This is a genomic window from Sodalis glossinidius str. 'morsitans', from assembly GCF_000010085.1.
GTDB classification, from domain to species: domain Bacteria; phylum Pseudomonadota; class Gammaproteobacteria; order Enterobacterales; family Enterobacteriaceae; genus Sodalis; species Sodalis glossinidius.
This window is the reverse complement of the sequence record NC_007712.1, coordinates 3,370,846-3,390,084: the sequence shown is the minus strand read 5'-3', so window position 1 is coordinate 3,390,084 and position 19,239 is coordinate 3,370,846. Positions and strand designations below refer to the sequence as shown.

Sequence of the window (19,239 nt, the reverse complement as noted above, 5' to 3'; positions counted from 1 at the left end):
CTGTGACTCGCTCACGGCATTGTCACGTCTATTGATTACCACACAAAGGATTATCACTTATGGATTATGCAAATCCAAACAAACCTGACACACATGAGATTAACCGCGTCGAAACCGACCTGCTGTTGGCTATGTCTGCACTGACCCAGCGCGGCTTTTCAAAGCTGGCAGGGTGGAATGAATCCAATGTCAGCCGCTACAACCTGCGCGACATGGCGACTGCAATGGTGATTTTAGGTCAGGCATGGGCAGTCAGTCCAATCGCTCAGCTAGCGAAACAGGCGGTAGCTGCTGTGCTGGCACCTAAAGAAAACGCCCCCGGCACGGAGATGCTGGAGGCGTAGGTACACATAGCGAAGATATTCGTAAGTAGCGGAGGGATCATGAAGCCACTACATGAAAAACGCAAGCAAAAACATCACTGCCCGCCGGTTTATCCCGGCGGCTTAGAGGACATCGCCCGTCGCATCGGTAAGCGTCTGGTAGAAGAGTTTCGCAAGTTGAAGGAGAAGTTAGAAAAATGAGTATGTCATTGATAGCTAAGGCTATGAATATCAAAGTCGGTAACCCGATACGTAAACTGGTTCTCCTTAAGCTGGCTGATAATGCCAATGACAAAGGGGAGTGCTGGCCTTCGTATCAGCATATTGCCGATCATTGTGAATGCAGTAAAAGCACAGTTCGAGATCACATTGATGCACTGGAAAAAGCGGGTTTGTTGGTAAAAGAAAATCGTACCGGCACAAATAATGGTAAAGGTAATACATTCAACGTTTACCATCTGAAATTGGATAACCCTATGCCGACTCCCAGCACACCCCCTATGCCGACAGGCGGCACCAGAATTAGTCACTCTTTTGAACCAGTTATGGAACCTAAAACCCCTTACCCCCTACCGGGGGCCTCTCCCCGGAACCGGCAGGAAAAAACCAAACCCCCAACCAAAACCTGACCAGCTTTCCACGCAGGACTATCAGGTAGCACTGGCAATCTACAACGACACGGTAGCCGACAGACTCCCCCACGCTGTAGAGCTTAACGACAAGCGGCGCGAGGGTATCAAACGACTCATGGGTCAGCTGGCACGAAAAGACCTTCAGGGGTTCCGGGCCTACGTGGAGGCGTTTGTGACCCACGCGCCGCCGTTTTACTTCGGGGGACAATGACCGGGGCTGGACGGCCAATCTTGACTACCTGCTTCGTGTTGACACCCTGACCAAAGTCCGGGAGGGCACGCTGTGACAGACCAGGAAATCGAAGCCAGTGTCATCGGTGGTCTGCTGCTAGGCGGTTACACGCCTGATGCGGCGGATGTCCTCGCTACGCTGCTGGATGACGACGCTTTCACCGCCAGCCTGTACCGTGAGACGTTCCGCGAAATTCGGCGGCAGGCGAAAACCCGTGGCTTGATTGACGGGCTGATGGTGGGTGAGGCGATGGGGAGCGGCAACTTTGGCGCGGTGATGGAAACGGCGAAGAAGTGTCCCAGCGCAGCGAATCTCAAGGGGTATGCGCGGGTACTGGCAGACTATCAGCGTGTGCGGCGGGCGCTTCACGGCGTTGTTGGGCGATGGACTGGAGCAGATACGCCAATCCTCGAACCATGAACGTGCGTTGGCAGTGATGGGGCAGGTGTTAGCCTCCCTGCGTGATATCGACTGCCCCGCCGACGAAGTCCGCCCAATGCATATCGACGAGCTGATAGCCCCCTACACCGCGCTTTTGGAAAAGTGTCTGAAGAATGGGGAAGCCTCGGACTCATTGAAAACGGGCATTGAGGAATTGGATGACATTCTTGGTGGTATCAATCCGGTGGACTTGGTGATTGTTGCCGCCCGTCCCGGCATGGGAAAGACTGAATTTGCCTTGAAGGTGGCGGAGGGTGTCGCTGCACAGCATACCACACGCCAGATTGACACGGAGAACGGCGCGATAACTGAAATCGAACGCAAGGGTGTTTTGATTTTCTCGATGGAAATGGATGCGATGCAGGTTATCGAGCGCTCATTGGCGGGAGCCAGTCATCTCCCGGTTTCGACGCTACGCAAGCCTTGCCGGATGGATGACGGAGGTTGGGCAAGAGTATCTCAGGGACTTCGCCGCTTACAGGGGCTTGATGTTTGGGTCGTGGATGCATCATCACTGACCATCGAGCAGATACGAGCCATTTCTTACCGGCACAAGCTTGCCCACCCTGCGTTATCGCTGATTATGGTCGATTATCTGGGTCTGATTGAGAAGCCACGAGCAGAGCGTAATGACCTTGCCGTCGCGCATATTTCCGGCAGCCTCAAGCGTATGGCGAAGGAGCTGAAAACGCCGGTGATGTCGCTAAGTCAGTTATCCAGAAACGTAGAGCAGCGCACCAATAAGCGGCCTACCTGTGCTGATTTAAGAGATTCAGGCAGCATTGAGCAGGACGCTCTGATAGCATCATCATGCTCTACCGCGATGCGGTGTACAACGAGAATAGTCCAGCGGCGAAATACGCTGAACTCATTGTCGCCAAAAACCGGTTTGGCACGCAGGGAACCGCTTATCAGGAATTTTCATTGCAGCCCTTTTTGTTTGGGTGGATAAATTCAGAGGTGGTTAATGGACAAAACACGCTTCCTGCTGCGTGATGAACGAATACGAGAAAACCTGAAAGCGTTTATTGATTCACTCCCCACCGACGAACACCGCCCTCTCGAAATTACCATCAACGACAGCACAAGAAATTTGCCGCAGAACAATTTGTTTCATGCGCTATGCACCGATGTCTCTCGGCAAGTGTTGTGGGCAGATAAACCGCGTCCGCTTTTGGACTGGAAAGCGTTGTTCGTCTCAGGCCATGCCATCGCCACAGGCAGGCCGGGAGAAGTCGTTACAGGGCTGGAGGGGGAGTTTTGCAGCATCCGCGAGAGCACGGCTCAGATGGGCGTGAAGCGCATGAACAGTTTAATCGAATATGCGCAAGCCTGGGATGATGCAGCACTGCTTATTCAGGCCGACCGAGCGCTCGCGTAACAAAGCCCGCGAGATACCGGCCGAGGCGGCGGTAACCACTTACGACTACAGCGCTCATATTCGTGATGTGCAGATGATGCGCGCCCGTACTCGGCGCGGAATAGGCGTAGTAAAGATGAATTGATTAACCGCATGTGGGGACGAGCATGATTATCGAATTACCTTTCCCGCCGAGTGTAAATCACTACTGGGTGCGCAACGCAAGACGTGTTTATCTCAGTGAAGCCGCCAAACGCTTTAAACGCCTGACTGAGGTAGCTGTCGCCAAAGCGCGCATGAAATACGGGCATCAAAAATTCTGCGGAGAGGTGTCGGTGCTGATGATGACTGTCAAGAAGACTGACGACAACGACGGTGTCAAGGGTGGGAAGTGTGTGGTGGTGATTGATGAATATTGCGGGGAGGCAGCATGAAAGATATTCGATACCTGTTGACGGCATGGGGACATTGGAGCGGCTCACGCATTGGCACCGAGTACAAGGCTGCATGGCCCATCGTCACGGCAAGCAGCGATATCCGGCCCATGCTGTCCGATGAGGACGGGGAGATAGTTGACCGGGTGGTAGGGCGGCTGAAGGTCTTCGACCCGCTGGGCTACGATATCGTGGTGGCGTATTACAAGGGCAAAGTGTCGTGCAGGGCGATAGGGCGAGAATTGGGACGAAAGCATGAATATGTCTCTGCATATCTCTCTCGTTCTGAAGCCTACATTGCCGGTCGCGTGGCTGAACTTTTGGAGGCGGCTTGATAACGTATGTAGCTATCGGGATACTGGTCGCACTGAACTACAAAGCGGTTAACCGCACCCGATAGCCATGCGGCTTTTTTATGCCCGTAAAACGGCGTAAACACATCCGAAGGCCGGGTGGAGAGGCGTAATACAATACCCGAAAGGGAAATATGCCCGGAGTTGCTTTGTAGACTCAGTTGACACCTGGTCACCAGCCACTAACTGGTGATTAAACTAAACTACAAAGGAGGCCGATCATGGCTGCTTTATCAATCCAACCTATCTCATTCTCATTCCGAGAAACACATGATATACGTATTCATTTAATTAACGCTGAGCCTTGGTTCTGTCTTAAGGATGTCTGCGAAGTTTTGACTGTTGATCGAACATCTAGATTACTCAGAGAGCTAGACAGAAAGGGGTGGGCAAATTGCCACACCTCAACTGAAGGTGGAGAACAGCAACTTGTTTATGTTAATGAGCCGAATCTCTACCGAATCATTTTCCGCAGCAACAAGCCAGAAGCAAAACAATTTCAAAATTGGGTATTTGATGATGTACTACCAACTATCAAGTAGGCCGTTCGGCGAGTTCTCAAGAATCGTGAGGATGCAGACGCCGTGGTATCAGAAATGAAACAGTTGCTTGATGAAACAATCAATCGCACAATCTGTTGCTGACGAATACATTGGCGCGATGGCAACAAGCGGATATTCAGCATTTTCTGCAACGCCATTGACAGCATGAGGCTAAATAACTGATCAAACGATCAGTTAAATGCTTGACTGGCCGGCTACTAGGCCACATAATACCTCCATGCTGCGGCAAAAGCGCGCAGGATATGAAGCCTCAACTCCTTCTGGTGGTTGGGGCTTTTTATTATTTAAAGTGATAAAACTCAAAAAAAGAAATGAAAACTATTTACAACTGACGGTTATTAAATTCTTATGATAAAAAAGTAACCCCTTTTTACCGTACCAGCAGAAATTTAAAAGGGGTGGTCAAAGACCTTTTCTTTCAAGAGAATATAGAACCAGAAGAAGATATCGCAATTTTAGGTAAATATAATCCTGAACTTTAGTCTAGGTACGCTGCTTTTTTCTGACTGCTAGCTAGCCACTCCGGACGAAGTGGCGCAATAACCCCAATAATACCCATGGAAAAACTTACTACCGGCTCTGCCTACAGCTGGGCCCTTGTCACGTGCCTGCTGGGGGCGTTCTCGCCAGCAAAACCCTTTCCAGCGCACCGAATCCAGCCACCGTCTCTGTTTACAACCTCAACGATTCGCACCGCCATGCGCTCACCAGCAAGCACTATGATCGCCTGAGTCTGGCGGTGGGATACCAGGTTCTACGTGTGATTTACACCGGCGATATCATCAACGTGCAGATAAAGCGTAGTGACGTCGATTTTATTACCGAGATGGCCTGCGGTGACGGGCATCGGGATTACGTCAATGCCCGGGTATCGACCACGTTATGGGCCGGTGCCACCGATGCGGAAATTCTGGCGAAAGTGGCGCAGTCGATGCGTAAAACCGGTACGGGGAGCATCGATATCCCTCAGGACCGGCCGCTTCCGCGCGGAAAGGTGCTGGTCGGTAATGCCCGCGATGCACTGCACCACATCGCGACAAACCATCAGGCAGACTGGTCGATTTAGGACAGGCAACTCACCTTGCTACTACGAAACCGGGTGCTGGCAGACCACGAAGGGTTTGTGCTGTCGCAGGAAACCGGCATGGTCGGCAGCCCGGAGAAAACCGATAGCGGCCTGAAAATTACCTGTCTGCTGAATCCCACACTGCGTATCGGTGCCCTGGTCAGGGTGCGCTCGATACTCCCCAGTTTTGATGGGGATTACAAAATTACTGAACTGACGCACACCGGCGATAGCTGGTTTACCACGCTGCTGTGTCTCGGCGGCGCGTTTCAGAAGGTGAAAAACGATGACAGGCAAAACCCCGACGCTGCTTGATGTGGTCACACAAGCGGCCGCCGCCACGCGGCGGGATATCCATACCGCCCTGCCCGGACGGGTTGTGGCACTGAATGCCGCTGAGAATACCCTCACCGTTGAGCCGATGATAAAACAGATCTTACGCAACGGCGAAACTGTCGACCTGCCGCCCCTGGTGGATGTGCCTCTCCAGTTTCCGCGCGGCGGCGGTTTTGTCTTTACCGTCCCGGTCGGCGCGGGCGATGAGGGCCTGATTGTTTTCTGCGAGCGCTGTTTCGATGGCTGGTTTGCCAGCGGCAATAAATCCGCGCCGCTCGATGCCCGGCTGCACGATTACTCCGATGGTTTTTTCCTGCCGGGGATTTCCAGCCGACCGCGCGCCATCCCGGACTTGTATCTGGACGGTGCGTCGATGCAGAGCGTTGACGGCCAGACCTATATCCGCCTGTCGCCGGGGAAAATCAGCATACGGGGGCATATCGAGCATATCGGCAACAGCCGTCAGACCGGCAATCATGAACAGATTGGCGATATGAGCCAGACGGCGGGCAGCAGCCACAGTCGCGGCACGGTATCGGCACACAGCATCGTCGCCGGGGATATCGCACTGGAAAGCCACACCCACGGCGGCGTGGAAACCGGCAGCGGCAAAACAGGGAAACCCGGAACATGAGAGTAAGACGACTCGACGATAATCACGACTGGACATTTGGCCGCGGGCGCGCGAGCTATGCCTCTGGTGCCGACGCCCTGCGGCAATGCCTTATCACTCGCCTGCGTTCACTGAATGGCGACTGGTTTTTAAACCCCGATAGCGGCGTGCGCTGGTTTGACTATCTGGCAAAAAATGCCGATTTTCGCGCGCTGGAAGCCGAGATAAAAGGCGTGGTGCTCGACACCGACGGCGTACAGGAAATCAGCGCTTTTCCCTTTCATTGACCTGCATGGATAACGCAGGCCGTCAGCAGGAGATCGCCCTCGATGCTTCAGATCACTGATACCGGTATGGTTATTGAGCCGCTGGCCGCTATCCATCAACGGCTGACGGACGGCTTCCGGCGTATCTACGGCGACGATATCAATATCGATGCGGACACCCCCGACGGACAGATGATCGGCCTGTTCGCGCAAGAGCTCGCCAACCTCAATCAGGCGATCGCCTTCATGGCGCAGATGCTCGATCCCTATCAGGCTACAGGCGCGTGGCTAGAGCAGCGCGCCCTGTATGCGGGTATCGTCCGGCGCGGCGCACAGCAGGCCGCCGTACTGGAAAATGACCAGCCAGGAACGAGGATATCGCCCGGACGCTGCTGAAAAAGAAAATGGGCGGCTGCGGCATGATCGGCGCGATAGCCGTGACCATCGACATGGCAGGCATGCCCCGGATCGCCCGTTTTGACCGCGCCCGTACCGTCAACGTCAAAATCGGGCTGGAGATTGAACGACTGGCGGCGTTTCAGGATATCGATATCGCCGGCATCAAGGCCGCGCTGGCGGCCACGCCGTTTACCATTGGTGAACCCGTTTATGCCATGCGCCTGACCTGTCAGGTCAATAGCGTATCGGGTTTTGTCATCCGGGCTATCACCGTGAACAGCGGCGCAAAGGCCGATATCGGTTTGCGCGAATGCGCATGGATTACCCCGGATGATGTGGAGGTGCTGATTGCGTGATACCCCGGAAGCGGCGTTGATTTGGCAATATCGCGGCAAACCCCGAGCCCGGCAAACCGTCGGGCTGCTGTTTTCTGAAAGCCGGGAACTCTGGACGTCGGTATTAACGCTCGCCAGTCTACTGGATATCGATAAGGCCACCGGCTACGGACTGGATCTTATCGGGCGGCATGTCGAACTTGGACGCACCCTGAATGCCTTTATCCCCAAGGCGTATTTTGGCTGGCTAGGGGCTGACGCCGCACAAGGCTTTGGCGACGGCGTCTTTTACCTCCTCGGCGAGGCCCTTAATGACTCAACAAGGCTTGAGGATGACGATTACCGCTTTCTTCTGCGGGCGCGCGTGCTGAAAAACACCCTGCGCCCGACGATGGCGGCGATTTCCGCCGCCATCCGGTACCTGCTGGGCCCCCAGGTCGTGGTTATTGACAACCACGATATGTCCATGAATATTGTGGTGCCGGAAAAAATGCTGACGCCGTTGCGTCTCTATGCCGTGCACCATCTCGATATCCTGGTCAGGCCCGTCGGGGTCCGATACCAGCTCATCATGATTCAGGGAGAGCGCCCCTTCGGCTGGGCCCGCGACCCGCTGGCGTTTGGCTTCAATGAAGGAAAATTCACGAGGATAGTGTATGACCATCGTTAAAAAAACGGACTTCACCCTGTTTGCCAGTGAAGCCAAAACCGGAGAGGTGGATACCTTTCCCAACCTGCTGCGCGGCTGGGGGGTAACCCTGGAGCAAACCGCCAATGGAGTGGTTTAAGCCCTGCAACAGCGTACCGACCATTGGCTGATGTACCTGTCGCAGCGCGGCATTTCTGCATGGGATAGCCGTCTGACGTACCCCCTGTTTGCTGTGGTGCAACACGCCGGCAAATTTTATGTCGCCAAAAAGGAGAGCAGCGACCAGTCGCCGGATACCTCACAAAATGTCTGGATGAGCATGGCGGCGGTGCTGGATTTCCGGCGGGGAGTCTGACGGAAAAGGGCATGCTGCAACTCAGTAGCGCCACGGACAGCGACAGCGAAACGATGGCCGCGACACCAAAAGCTGTTAAGGCGATAGCCGATACTCTCAGTGGTGGCCGCCTGCTGAATATCCAGTCCTTCACCGAAAGCGGTATCTATACGCCAACGCCGGGAACACAGAAAATCCGCGTGAAATGCTGGGGCGCAGGCGGAGGCGGTGCGGGCATGTCCAAACAAAATCGCGGATCGATAGCCGGTGCTGCTGGGGCCTATGCTGAAGCGCTACTTGATGTCACGCCTCTTTCGTCCGTAAGCGTTGAGGTAGGTACGGGTGGTGCGGCGTCGCCTGCTGGCGTCTCTCAGGATGGTGGTGACGGTGGTGGCTCGTCTTTTGGTTCTCTGGTGTTTTGTGAAGGCGCGGTGGTGGCGGCATAATTAAAAACGGTTCATCCGTTAGCGGTAAACCAACTGGTGGAAACGTGATGATGGTCTTCGGACAGTCCGGGCAAGGGGGTACCTATGCCTCCGGATTATTAATCAACGGCAACGGCGGGGCCTCTTTCGGCGGCTATAACGCACTGCCTCATGTCTCTACAAGTGGCGATGATGGTTCGTTTCCTGGTGGCGGCGGCGCGATGGGGGCCTATGTTGATGAAAATACGCACTATGCTTCTGGGAAAGGTGGCGATGGTCTGATTATTGTCGAAGAGTACTCATGAAGGAAAACACCTGATCATATGCGCTGATACCTGAAAACAGCAACAGGGTTAAAAATATCATTGTCGCCAGCGATGACTATCAACGCCAAGGCTACTACACCGTCAGGTACGACGAGAACACATTTTGTCAGCCCGGCATGTACTACAACGCGAAAACCGGGCTTTTTTATGATGAGCCGGAATTCAGGGACATTAACCGTCGCGTCGTATCAGGAGGCTAGTGACACCACCGCTGAAAAGGTCTATTCGTCGTAATAATGAGGTGGCAGGTCATCTTTGCAAGGGAATAGCTTAGCAAGGATAATGCCAAATAAAAAAATAGACTATAAGTACAATAATCAGCATTAACTTAAATACTCGTTTCACTCCTTTGAATAACTTCATGTAGAAAACGCTTCCGTAAAAATGGGATTTCCCGCTTTTTACCGGAATAACGCAAACTGATAATAACGATCGAAGGCAGCTTATCGATCGTCAAAAACGATCGTTGGATTCACATGTAGGGAATAGAGCTATTACCCCGGCCCTCAACGAGCTGGGGCGGCTGCTAATACAGCTAATAACGAAGAGTAGTACGCGGTAAACTACTGGCGGGCCAACTCATCCAGCTCATGGTCGGAGAGACCTGTAGATAGCTTAACAATTGAGCGTTCGACACCGTTAGCGAGGAACTTTCGTGCAAGTTCGGTGGTCGTTTCTTGGCGACCTTTCTGCTCACCAAGCTGGATGCCCTTCTGGATGCCCCTTTGCTCATCTTTAGCTTCAAGCTGTTCTGCAATGGTCATGATGTCCTCCCGGTAGTCAGTGGCTTTGGTGGCGATATGCTGTAGGAATTGCGATTCATCCGAAGTATTTCCCCGCTCTGCGATATAGTACATCAGGCTACGGAACTGCTCTTTCGGTATCGCCCATAGATTGAGCAGACGAGCGATGTCAGCGGCTAGTTCTAACATATCACTGGTCCGGATGTGTTTCTGCACCAATTCTAGCAGCGCTACCCGCCGATGAGACAGTATTTCATCATCCGGCATCGCGGTGATATCGACCAGCGGGAATGCTTGCCTGTAGACTGATTCTGCCAGTTCGGGGTCAGTAAAGCAATCGAGCCATTGGGTGCTGTAGGGGTAAGACGATGTGGTGCCGTGATAGAACAGGAGCGGAATAACCACTGGCAAAGCGTCATTGCCTTGTTCAAGATGCCGTTGCATCGCGGCGACGGCGTACCGTAGCAACAGAAACGCCATCATCTTTTCCGGTCGGCTCTGGTGCTCGATAAGACAGTAGACGTAACCATCATGGCCCGCCGTGGTCTTCATCGAATACAGCATGTCCGAGCACTGTCCCCTGAGGTCGTCTTCGATAAAGCTGCCGGACTCCATTGCCAGGGTGCTGAAATCGCAGCGCTCACGCAGATGAGTTGGAGATGCACTTCCAGAAAGTCACGAGCTACAGCAATGTCGCCGAGGAACTTTTTGAACAGGGCATCGTGTTGTGAGAGTGAGGATTTTGTCATCGGTGCAGTATATAGCTTGTTCAGATTGTGGTATTCCATCGAAATCCCCGGCCCCTCAACGGGCCGGGGCAACCATCAGTGCCTCTGCGCGAACTGGCCGAGCTCGGACTTATGCCAACGGGTCAGGGTATCGGTGAGCATGAAGGCGTTGCTATGGTTTGACTCAATGAGCAGGCTATCGATTTCACCCATCACACTATCCACATTCTCCCGCTTGCGCACCAGTTGCCGAATGGTTCGTCTCTCAGCCTCTACTACCATAGCAGATTGCAGGCGTTCAATCACCGCCCATATACGTTCGCATTCTCTGGCAATATGCGGGATATGGCGGACTTCCATCAGCTGCGGTGAGGGAATGCCGGTGACTTCGCGCAGGGCGTACCATATGCCATTGCTCCATGCTTGCTTGAAGCGGAAGTTGTGGCTCATGTGCCAAATCAGGCGGGCGAGGTTGGAGGTATCGTTAGTGGTGAAGAGTTCGTGGGACTCTGGCTTGTAAACGGGGTGCTCGTATTTGCCAGTCTTGCAGATTGAGGGAAGTACATCATTGAATACCCAATCCTGGAATTGCTTTGCCTCGGGCTTGTTGCTACGGAAGATGACGCGATAGAGGTTGGGTTCGTTGACGAAATTAAGCTCTTGAATGCCGCCAGAAGTAAGGGTATCCGTTTTGCATACCCCCTTCGAGTCGAGCACATCAGAAGCAACACGACTGGAGTTTGCGATGGTCAGAATGTCGCAGACATCCTTTAAGCAAAACCATGGTTCACCATCGATTACCTGAACGCGGACATCGTGCGATTCTTTAAATGAAAATTAGATAGGTTGGGTGTTCATTTTTGTATCCTTTGCATTTGTTCATTTTACCCCATGTTCAGTGGGGCGGTCGGGTACTTGAACACCGTGCAAAGTCGGCCAGCAGCTTTCCCCCTAAGGGTGTTGTATCACTACTCGCTACCCGACCATACAATCTATGGGCGTAAAAAAACTGCATAACTTTCGGGCGCGGTATCCGCTTTGCATGGTGTGTTCAGCACCTGGAAGCGACTATAGCGCATGGAATTTCCTTCGTCAAATGTGGGCGATTCTGGCGTAATCGGCAGGTCGAAATAAGCGGTAAGTTATTGATAAAAATGTCGTGTATTGTCGTGCTTTGTTGTGTTTTGTCGCCTATTTTTTGAGCGAGGATTGGGTCTAAATATCTGATAATTCATAGATTAGCACTTTAGACCTTCGCTGATAGTTATACAGCGCCTTTTTCTGGTTCGGCAGGATATCGACTTCCCGGGGTAAAGCCGCGTTCCTGAAACCAGTGGATGCTGCGGGTGGTGAGCACAAACAATTTTTTTAGCCCCATTTGGCGCGCCTGTTGAGCGATGCGCGTCAGCAGCATTTCGCCGCGCGACGAACTGCGGTAATCAGGGTGCACCGCCACGCAGGCCATTTCGCCGATCTGCTCGTCGGGAAAAGGATACAGCGCCGCGCAGGCAATGGTCATATTGTCCCGTTCGATAATGGTAGATTTATCGATTTTCATTTCCAATTGCTTGCGGGAGCGGCGCACCAGGATCCCCTGCTGTTCCAGCGGCCGAATCAGCGCCAGAATGCCGCCGATATCGTTGATGGTGGCCCGCCGCACCTGCTCCGCGCTTTCCATCACGATCTGTGTGCCGATGCCGTCGCGGGAGAAGAGCTCTTGCACCAGGGCGCCGTCTTCCTGATAGCTGATAAGATGGCAACGCCGCACGCCGCACGCCGCACGCCGCACGCCGCACGCCGCTGCGGCAGGCTATGACCGCGCCACGCAGAAAACGCACGGTGCCGGAATGGTAATCACCGCGCGCTTCCAACTGATCAATACGTTGCTGGGCGTCGTTGGGAAACAGTTCGGAAATAATATCGTCGTCCTCGCCAATCACGCCCTGCGATGAGCAAAAACCGATAATTTTTTCCGCTTTCAGCTTAATCGCCACCTCTTCGGAGGTGAGGTTGAAACTTTCACCGGTAACCGATACCGCGACCGGGCCCAGCAACACAATGGCGCCGCCGTCAAGCTGATGGTGTATCGCCTCATCATCAATACGGCGGATGCGGCCGCTGTGGCAATAGTCCACGCCGTCATCCACGCCCAGAGGCTGCGATAATGAAGTTGCCGCTCACCACGTTGATGTGCGCGCCCTGTATCGGCGTATTATTCAGACTCATCGACAGCCGGGCGGTAATGTTCAGCTGTAGCTGGCCTGCGGCCTGCTTTACTCGCTCGAGGGTGGGCGCGTCGGTAACGCGGGTATGCTTATGGTACATCGGCTCAAGGTGATGTATCGCCAGATTGGCGTCGATTTGCGGCCGGGCGCCGTACACCAGTACCAGGCGGATACCGAAGCTGTGCAGTAGACCGATATCATTGACAATACTGGCAAAATTTTCATGCTCGATGGCTTCGCCGCCCAGCATGACCACAAAGGTTTTGCCACGGTGTGCATTGATATAAGGAACCGTATGGCGAAAACCTTGAACCAACCCTGTACTGCGTTCCTTCACGGACTATCCTTTGTGAATTATTATTTTTATTTTGTGTATTTTTATTCTTTTATCACCCTCTTGGCAAGTCCCGATTTACCCTTCGCCTGTTTGTAAAGATGAGCAAAGTTTGCCGCACGCCGCCTCTGTGCCGGCTTTTCGGGATGACAGCGGCCGGCGGTTTGGTTAAAGTTTCCGCCGTTAACGATAAACGATTGGTTTTCCAGATAATGCACAATTTATTACCGGGGCGACATGCCTGAGTCAGAACATAACCGCGCTCGCCGGCTGCTGCTGCAAGGCGTGGCGGCCACCTGGCTGTTAAGCGTCAGCCGGGTTGGCCTCGCCGCTGCGCCTTCTATTGTGGCGGTGCGGATCTGGCCCGCCTCAAGCTATACCCGCGTGACTCTGGAATCAAATGTCACTCTGCAATACCGCACTTTTACCCTGAGTGGTCCGGACAGGCTGGTGCTAGATATCGAAGAGCTGCGGCTCAATTCGATGCTCAGCCAGCTAGGGGAGCGGGTGCGGCCGGAAGATCCTTATATCGGCCAGGTACGGGTTGGTCAGTTCGACGGCCATACCGTGCGGCTGGTGCTGGAACTGAAACAGAAAGTGGCGCCGCGCTTTTTGACGCTGGCGCCGGCCCACGGCTTCCGGCACAGGTTGGTGCTGGATCTTTACCCTCATGAGGGCAGTCGTTCCTCGTTGCAAGACGATCCGCTGCTGGCGTTGCTAGAAGATTATAACAAGGGTGATTTGGCACGTACTTTGCCGCCGGAGTCTCAGGCGCCACTGGCCGGGAAAGCCGGACGCGACCGGCCGGTTGTGGTGATGCTTGACCCGGGCCACGGCGGCGAAGATCCCGGCGCGATCGGCAAATTCAAAACCCGCGAGAAAGATATCGTGCTGCAAATCGCCCGCCGTTTAAGAGCGCTGATTAAGCGCGAACCGAATATGCAGGTGTATATGACCCGCAATGAGGATGTGTTCATCCCGCTGAAGGTGCGGGTGGCCAAGGCACGTAAGCAGCGGGCGGATCTGTTTGTTTCGATACACGCCGACGCCTTTACCCGCCGTAGCGCCCACGGCGCCTCGGTCTTTGCGTTGTCCACCAAGGGAGCCACCAGCGCGGCGGCCCGCTATCTGGCCCAAACGCAAAATGCTGCCGATGAAATTGGTGGCGTGAGCAAAAGCGGCGATCGCTACCTGGATCATACCATTTTCGATTTAATGCAGACCGCTACGATTAACGATAGCCTGAAATTTGGCAAGCACGTGCTGAGCCACGTGAGTAAGATCACGCAGTTGCATAAAAAAAGCGTCGATCAGGCGGGCTTCGCGGTATTGAAAGCGCCGGATATTCCGTCAATTCTGGTGGAAACCGCGTTTATCAGCAATGTTCAGGAAGAGCGGCGGTTGCGCACCGCCCGTTACCAGCAGCAGATGGCGGAAGCCATTTTGGCAGGGATCAAAGCCTATTTTGCCGCCGGTGGAGTATTGGCGCGGCGTTAGCTCGCGGTGCCTGGGAACTCGGCGCCTGGCGTGGCTGATGCTAACATCCGCGCCCGGGGCGGCCTGCACGAGCGCCGTTTGGCGTTGGCCCACGCCGTCCTGACTCGGACGTTAACGGGGCCGAGGGGGGCTTTCTCAGGGGAGATCCTGCGTCAGGTCCATTTTGCTCCATTTCTGCGATAATTGCCGGATCACGCCATCGTGGGCAGCGCCGGTGATGGCCGCGTCAAAGGTGGCTGTCAGGCGGGTTTCTCCCTTGCGCATGCCCATCGCCACATCGGTGGCAAGCATCGCGCTCTTGAGATCCGGGCCGGCATTAATAAGTTCGTCGTTGCCGGGTTTCGCCATTACCGAGCGGGCATAGACGCCGCTATCAAAACCGGCGTCGATGCGCCCGGCCTTGAGATCCAGATCCCGCAGGCCGCTCAGGGACGGCCAGGCCGGGTGCGGCAGGGCGCTATTCAGGCGCTGGGCCTGCTCGCCGGACGCGGTTAATGCCTGTTGATTGACCGCCGCCGCCTGCAACTTGTCCAGCTCGGCGTCCAGCGAAACGCAGAAGGCGGTATAATCCAGCGGCACCACCGGCGCGCTGAGCAAGCGCCAAAGCACCCGCAGTACGATGGCTGTGTCGCGTTGCAAATTGTCGTGATCGATATGTTCCAGCGTATCGTGCGGCGTATGCCACCACCAGCCGAGAGCGGTCAGCATTTTTACCGGATCCGGCGGCTGGTGGCTGAGGCTGCCAAACATCGACGGAATGCCCACGCCCCAGAAAGACTGATCGGCGGCGCGACCGTGCCGGCGGCTGAGATGTTGCTGACCGCTGATGGCTGCCACCGCTTCGGCAGCGACGCCTTTCAGTTCGTCAATGACCGACGAATTGGTCAGTACGCTGGCGTTTTCGCCTCTGGTGGAATCCACATTGACATGGGCGACGCAGCGTCGGTCGAGTTCATCCCAGTATTCGTCCGCATACCAGGCGGAGCCGGAATAGCGGCCGTGGGAATGGCCGGACCAGAAACACAGGCGCAAACCGCGCTGCCAGTCCGCTCGCGCCTCGGCCAACAGCCGTGCCGCCTCCAGCATGGTGGCGCTGCCGTTATCCATCACCCCGTAATGCCAGGTATCGTGGTGGCCGGCAAACAGCACAAAGGGGGCTTCATCGCCGGCGTGCGACAGGTCGGCCATAAGGATAGGAGTTTTGCGCCAGCCGGTGTCGACCTCACATACAGCGTGACCTGCGGTGACTCGCCGGCTCGACAACGGTCGCGCAGCGGCGCGCCGTCGTCCCGGCTGATGGTGCAGATAACCGTCGAGGGCAATAGCGGGAGGGTGTGCTGTGAGGGGCTGCCCCATACCGGCGAGACGCACATCTCGTAAAGATGTTCCGTCGGGCTGATGTGTAACTGGCCCACGGCGCTATAGCGTTTGGCCAGCGCCGCCTCTTCCTCGGTAGTGATGCCGTCTATCAGCACGATCTTGCCGGCCACATCCGCCGCGGCGAAATCAGCTTCCCGGCCAGCGCCGATATACTTAAGCGGCGCGGTGACGCCCGTCGGGTCTGTGGCAACCGACATCGAGTGGGTAATGCAGGGGATAGGCTGACCGTCTACCGTTACGCGTGCCTCGCCGGGCAGGCTTATCCAGGAGTCGTGGGATAGCAGCTCGGTGCGGTAGCCGTAGGATTGCATCTGTTGCTGCAAATAATGGAAGCTCTCAAGCTCAGGCGCCGTCCCGGATAATTTGACGCGTTTGGCGAACTCGGCCAAATGCGCCATCAGGCGCGAGCGGTCAGGTGTGGCGGCGAACTCAGACATGGGCGTTCTCCGGTAACGGCGGTTGCACATCGTCCGGGAGCGGATTGATAAACGGACGACCGTCCAGGCGCCGGGCGAAATCCTCCTGCGTGCGGGCGATAAGCACAGGATCCTGCAACAGATCCAACGCGGTGGCGGCCATAGCCTTGGCGGCATGGACCATCCCCTTATGGGCGGCGGGCAATTTCCCCTGCGCGACCAACTGCCAGGAGTGCCCCGGCATGCCGATGGCGTAAGTGGCGCCGCGCAGCTGTACCGTCGGTACCACCCAACTGACAGTACCGACATCGGTTGAGCCGACCAGGGTGCCGTCACCGCTTTCCGGCGCAAAAACCACATCACACAACGGCACATCTTTGCGCACCTGCAGCCAAAACGGCCGAAAGACGCGGCGATATAGTCGGCGCTAAACGTTTTTTGAAACTCTGCGGCGGTGCGGTTGTCCGCGTCGTCGAACGGCGGCGGACCGAGCAGTTCAATGTGCCGGTGCATAAGCTGATCCAGCGGCGTATTGCCTACCAGATTGGCGTCGCCGCTGAGCACTTCGTGGCGTAACGTCGTTTCCGTCATCAGCGCGGCGCCGCGCGCCACATTTTTCACGCGCTCCACCAGCGCCAGCAGGTCCGACAGCGTGCGTGAGCGGATCAAATAGAGCACCGTTGCTTTCGCCTGAACCACATTCGGCGAATGGCCGCCGGTATCGGTAACCGCATAGTGGACACGGGCCGTCGAGGGCATATGTTCGCGCAAATAGTTAACGCCGACGTTCATCAGTTCAACCGCATCCAGCGCTGAACGGCCCAGGTGAAGAGACGCGGCGGCGTGGCCGCTAAAATGAAAATTTAGCTCGTTACAGGCCAGCGAAATATAGGATTGTTCACCCCGGTGAAAGCCGCCGGATGCCAGGAAATAGCGATATCCACGTCATCGAAACCCCCGGCGTGCACCATAAACCCTTTCGATGAGCCGCCTTCCTCCGCCGGACAGCCGTAATAGCGTACGTGACCTTTAATGCCGAGAGCGGCCAGCATATCTTTCACCGCCGTGGCCGCTAATGGAGCCGGCGCCCAGCAGGTTATGGCCGCAGCCGTGACCGTTGCCGCCGTTGCTTTCCGGGCGGGGTTCGGCGACAACCGGCCTGTTGGCTCAGGCCCGGTAGGGTATCGAACTCGCCGAGAATGGCGATGACCGGTCCGCCGTCGCCTGCTTCTCCCATTACCGCCGTGGGTAGGCCGGTCAGGCCGGTTTCCACCCGAAATCCTTGCTGTTCCAAATAGGGCCTTATGGGCGGCTACCGATTGATATTCCAGATAATTGGTTTCGGGGGGTATCCCAGACACGATCGCTTAATGCGCAAAAAGCGGCCTGCGGCTCATTGATACGGGCGTCAAGCAGGTTGGTAACGGAGGTTGGCATGGTTAGGTTTCCAAAATGTTTACCAAAATTGATACCAATTTACGTCGCCTATTTTGATTGTGCAATGGTTAACCGTGGGATAAGACAACGTTATGATGCGCGCATTGGCATCAGAGTGGCAATAGACGCGGCGCGGTGGCAGAATGCGCCGATAAACGTTGAGAATTTTTTATGCCTAAGCAGAAACGACCGGCTTCGTCGGTGGTATTGACCGATAAGGTCACGGAATTGATCCTGCACGATATTCAGACCGGCCTGCTGGCGCCTGGCTGAAACAAATCGATTTGCAGCAGCGTTACCATTGCGGCCGGCCGGAGGTGCGTCGCGCCTTGGACAGACTGGCGCAAAAGCGGCTGGTGGCCCATGTGCCCAATCGCGGTTACCGTGTGTACTGGCCCGATGGCCGTCAGGAAGGAGAGGTCGCGGAGATCCGTATTTTGCTGGAAACCGGCGTTGCCGGCAGCGCTACGGCCGCGGATATCAGACTGCTTGAGCAATTGGTGGCGGAGTTTGTGCGGCTGTTGGCCGATGGCACCACCCTGGAGCTGTACGAGGCCAATCTGGCGTTTCATCATCATCTGCTGTCGCTATGCGGCAATCAGGAACTGATGGCGCTGGTGGCGGAAATACGCCAGCGTACCAGAGCCGTGCCGGTGCATCAGTGGACCACCCGGGCGCGGATTGAGCAATCTGCCCGCGAGCATGATGAGATGATTGAGGCAGTGCGTCAGGGCGATGGCACGCGTCTGGGGCGGTGTTGGCGCGTCATATCCGTCAGCAGGACCGCTAACGGCAACATAACCGTTGCGGCGCTATGACCGCCATCGACGGCAGATTCGTTGCGCCACCAAATCCATCTATGCTGCAGATCCCGCCAGCACCAGTAAATCGTCAGCACTAACCTTATCGTCGGGCGCCTGTGACAAAACTCTGAGCGGCGGTGCCGGCAGGCGGAAACGCGGCGGCCGCTTTTAGTGCTGGCGGACGACAGACGAAAAAAAACGCTTTATTGCTTTGCATCATTACAGGAATGTACAAAGCGATAAAGCGTTATTAACCATAGTAACAACCACGGGAGATTGGTTGCGGGGGCCGGATTTGAACCGACGACCTTCGGGTTATGAGCCCGACGAGCTACCAGGCTGCTCCACCCCGCGTCCGACTGATTTGCCCCCGAGCAGTGGGGACGGCCTTGCTAATGCCCGCGTACGGCGGTTTGATTGGTTGCGGGGGCCGGATTTGAACCGACGACCTTCGGGTTATGAGCCCGACGAGCTACCAGGCTGCTCCACCCCGCGTCCGTGGAAGCGCACTATACTCTGTAGCGGTTTTGATGCAACCCCTTTTTGCTAAATAGCCGCTATTCTTCTGATATTTGTTCAATTTCACCCC

At 55.4% G+C, this 19,239-nt stretch carries 25 protein-coding genes, 2 tRNA genes and 4 pseudogenes; 23 read left to right on the top strand and 8 right to left on the bottom strand.

Annotation, left to right across the window (positions count from 1 at the left end):
* Window positions 1–59 precede the first annotated feature (59 nt).
* From SGP1_RS18070 to SGP1_RS30170, 21 genes and pseudogenes are all read left to right on the top strand, one after another.
* Window positions 60–344 carry a CII family transcriptional regulator gene (locus SGP1_RS18070; protein ID WP_041867171.1) on the top strand — a complete coding sequence of 95 codons (285 nt, stop codon included), beginning with the start codon at window positions 60–62 and terminating at the stop codon, window positions 342–344.
* Window positions 345–383: 39 nt separating this feature from the next.
* Entirely contained in the window at window positions 384–524 is a 141-nt protein-coding gene (locus SGP1_RS30925; RefSeq protein WP_158302435.1) for a hypothetical protein, read from the top strand.
* Complete coding sequence (locus SGP1_RS36745; protein ID WP_011411696.1) at window positions 521–952, top strand: helix-turn-helix domain-containing protein; 432 nt, start codon at window positions 521–523, stop codon at window positions 950–952. Before SGP1_RS30925 ends, SGP1_RS36745 begins: the two co-directional genes overlap by 4 nt.
* A gap of 286 nt (window positions 953–1,238) precedes the next feature.
* Window positions 1,239–2,549 (top strand): annotated as a pseudogene (locus tag SGP1_RS24840) (replicative DNA helicase); the annotation flags it as partial.
* Window positions 2,550–2,595: 46 nt separating this feature from the next.
* On the top strand, window positions 2,596–3,009 hold the full coding sequence (locus SGP1_RS18045; protein WP_011410980.1) for a recombination protein NinB: 414 nt from the start codon (window positions 2,596–2,598) through the stop codon (window positions 3,007–3,009).
* Window positions 2,951–3,133, top strand: a complete 183-nt coding sequence (locus SGP1_RS36740; RefSeq protein ID WP_148203459.1) for a NinE family protein — start codon at window positions 2,951–2,953, stop codon at window positions 3,131–3,133. The genes SGP1_RS18045 and SGP1_RS36740 overlap by 59 nt, the downstream gene beginning before the upstream one ends.
* 22 nt (window positions 3,134–3,155) lie before the next feature.
* Window positions 3,156–3,422, top strand: coding sequence for a hypothetical protein (locus SGP1_RS18040; protein WP_148203572.1), 267 nt, complete (start codon window positions 3,156–3,158; stop codon window positions 3,420–3,422).
* Window positions 3,419–3,757, top strand: a complete 339-nt coding sequence (locus tag SGP1_RS18035) for an antiterminator Q family protein (RefSeq protein WP_041867169.1) — start codon at window positions 3,419–3,421, stop codon at window positions 3,755–3,757. The genes SGP1_RS18040 and SGP1_RS18035 overlap by 4 nt, the downstream gene beginning before the upstream one ends.
* Window positions 3,758–3,996: 239 nt before the next feature.
* Complete coding sequence (locus SGP1_RS28155; protein WP_041867653.1) at window positions 3,997–4,317, top strand: BRO-N domain-containing protein; 321 nt, start codon at window positions 3,997–3,999, stop codon at window positions 4,315–4,317.
* A 199-nt stretch (window positions 4,318–4,516) separates the two neighbouring features.
* Window positions 4,517–4,690 carry a hypothetical protein gene (locus tag SGP1_RS30920; RefSeq protein WP_158302434.1) on the top strand — a complete coding sequence of 58 codons (174 nt, stop codon included), beginning with the start codon at window positions 4,517–4,519 and terminating at the stop codon, window positions 4,688–4,690.
* A gap of 252 nt (window positions 4,691–4,942) precedes the next feature.
* Window positions 4,943–5,404: a hypothetical protein gene (locus SGP1_RS34305; RefSeq protein ID WP_243466097.1), complete on the top strand. Its 462-nt coding sequence runs from the start codon at window positions 4,943–4,945 to the stop codon at window positions 5,402–5,404.
* Window positions 5,405–5,419: 15 nt separating this feature from the next.
* Window positions 5,420–5,719, top strand: a complete 300-nt coding sequence (locus tag SGP1_RS34300) for a baseplate hub protein (protein ID WP_243466096.1) — start codon at window positions 5,420–5,422, stop codon at window positions 5,717–5,719.
* The gene (locus tag SGP1_RS18020; protein WP_011411695.1) at window positions 5,691–6,374 is read left to right on the top strand and encodes a Gp138 family membrane-puncturing spike protein; all 684 of its coding nucleotides are present in this window, start codon (window positions 5,691–5,693) and stop codon (window positions 6,372–6,374) included. Before SGP1_RS34300 ends, SGP1_RS18020 begins: the two co-directional genes overlap by 29 nt.
* Window positions 6,371–6,640: a hypothetical protein gene (locus SGP1_RS18015; protein ID WP_011411694.1), complete on the top strand. Its 270-nt coding sequence runs from the start codon at window positions 6,371–6,373 to the stop codon at window positions 6,638–6,640. The genes SGP1_RS18020 and SGP1_RS18015 overlap by 4 nt, the downstream gene beginning before the upstream one ends.
* Before the next feature lie 42 nt (window positions 6,641–6,682).
* Window positions 6,683–7,015, top strand: a complete 333-nt coding sequence (locus SGP1_RS34295) for a hypothetical protein (RefSeq protein WP_050747807.1) — start codon at window positions 6,683–6,685, stop codon at window positions 7,013–7,015.
* 23 nt (window positions 7,016–7,038) lie between these two features.
* The gene (locus SGP1_RS34290; RefSeq protein WP_243466095.1) at window positions 7,039–7,374 is read left to right on the top strand and encodes a hypothetical protein; all 336 of its coding nucleotides are present in this window, start codon (window positions 7,039–7,041) and stop codon (window positions 7,372–7,374) included.
* Complete coding sequence (locus SGP1_RS18005; RefSeq protein ID WP_011411693.1) at window positions 7,367–8,023, top strand: DUF2612 domain-containing protein; 657 nt, start codon at window positions 7,367–7,369, stop codon at window positions 8,021–8,023. Before SGP1_RS34290 ends, SGP1_RS18005 begins: the two co-directional genes overlap by 8 nt.
* On the top strand, window positions 8,010–8,141 hold the full coding sequence (locus SGP1_RS35310) for a hypothetical protein (RefSeq protein WP_279379409.1): 132 nt from the start codon (window positions 8,010–8,012) through the stop codon (window positions 8,139–8,141). Before SGP1_RS18005 ends, SGP1_RS35310 begins: the two co-directional genes overlap by 14 nt.
* A 30-nt stretch (window positions 8,142–8,171) precedes the next feature.
* On the top strand, window positions 8,172–8,357 hold the full coding sequence (locus SGP1_RS31735) for a hypothetical protein (RefSeq protein WP_050747805.1): 186 nt from the start codon (window positions 8,172–8,174) through the stop codon (window positions 8,355–8,357).
* An 11-nt stretch (window positions 8,358–8,368) separates the two neighbouring features.
* Window positions 8,369–8,782 carry a phage tail protein gene (locus tag SGP1_RS30175; protein ID WP_050747804.1) on the top strand — a complete coding sequence of 138 codons (414 nt, stop codon included), beginning with the start codon at window positions 8,369–8,371 and terminating at the stop codon, window positions 8,780–8,782.
* 47 nt (window positions 8,783–8,829) lie between these two features.
* Window positions 8,830–9,066 (top strand): hypothetical protein, encoded by a 237-nt coding sequence (locus tag SGP1_RS30170; protein WP_050747803.1) that lies wholly within the window; start codon window positions 8,830–8,832, stop codon window positions 9,064–9,066.
* Between the two features lie 584 nt (window positions 9,067–9,650).
* Here SGP1_RS30170 and SGP1_RS17990 read toward each other — a convergent pair.
* The 3 genes and pseudogenes from SGP1_RS17990 to argA all read right to left on the bottom strand — a co-directional run bounded on the left by SGP1_RS17990 (window position 9,651) and on the right by argA (window position 13,120).
* Window positions 9,651–10,579, bottom strand: a pseudogene (locus tag SGP1_RS17990) (Rpn family recombination-promoting nuclease/putative transposase).
* A gap of 75 nt (window positions 10,580–10,654) precedes the next feature.
* Window positions 10,655–11,311: a BRO-N domain-containing protein gene (locus SGP1_RS17985; protein WP_243466298.1), complete on the bottom strand. Its 657-nt coding sequence runs from the start codon at window positions 11,309–11,311 to the stop codon at window positions 10,655–10,657.
* A 462-nt stretch (window positions 11,312–11,773) separates the two neighbouring features.
* Window positions 11,774–13,120 (bottom strand): annotated as a pseudogene (gene argA / locus SGP1_RS17980) (amino-acid N-acetyltransferase).
* Window positions 13,121–13,354: 234 nt separating this feature from the next.
* Between argA and amiC the strand changes: the two are divergent.
* The gene (amiC, locus tag SGP1_RS17975) at window positions 13,355–14,614 is read left to right on the top strand and encodes an N-acetylmuramoyl-L-alanine amidase AmiC (protein WP_011411692.1); all 1,260 of its coding nucleotides are present in this window, start codon (window positions 13,355–13,357) and stop codon (window positions 14,612–14,614) included.
* A 135-nt stretch (window positions 14,615–14,749) separates the two neighbouring features.
* Here the strand turns inward: amiC and SGP1_RS32085 are convergent, their stop codons facing one another.
* From SGP1_RS32085 to SGP1_RS32080, 3 genes and pseudogenes are all read right to left on the bottom strand, one after another.
* Complete coding sequence (locus SGP1_RS32085) at window positions 14,750–15,802, bottom strand: M28 family peptidase (protein ID WP_083764899.1); 1,053 nt, start codon at window positions 15,800–15,802, stop codon at window positions 14,750–14,752.
* Window positions 15,721–16,431: a hypothetical protein gene (locus SGP1_RS24805; protein WP_050747801.1), complete on the bottom strand. Its 711-nt coding sequence runs from the start codon at window positions 16,429–16,431 to the stop codon at window positions 15,721–15,723. The genes SGP1_RS32085 and SGP1_RS24805 overlap by 82 nt, the downstream gene beginning before the upstream one ends.
* Window positions 16,424–17,847, bottom strand: a pseudogene (locus tag SGP1_RS32080) (amidohydrolase). The gene SGP1_RS24805 and the pseudogene SGP1_RS32080 overlap by 8 nt, the downstream one beginning before the upstream one ends.
* 317 nt (window positions 17,848–18,164) lie before the next feature.
* Between SGP1_RS32080 and SGP1_RS17960 the strand changes: the two are divergent.
* Window positions 18,165–18,665 carry a GntR family transcriptional regulator gene (locus SGP1_RS17960; protein ID WP_243466094.1) on the top strand — a complete coding sequence of 167 codons (501 nt, stop codon included), beginning with the start codon at window positions 18,165–18,167 and terminating at the stop codon, window positions 18,663–18,665.
* A 262-nt stretch (window positions 18,666–18,927) separates the two neighbouring features.
* Here SGP1_RS17960 and SGP1_RS17955 read toward each other — a convergent pair.
* Window positions 18,928–19,004: transfer RNA gene (locus SGP1_RS17955), tRNA-Met, on the bottom strand.
* Between the two features lie 64 nt (window positions 19,005–19,068).
* A tRNA-Met gene (locus tag SGP1_RS17950) sits at window positions 19,069–19,145 on the bottom strand.
* Between the last annotated feature and the right edge of the window lie 94 nt (window positions 19,146–19,239).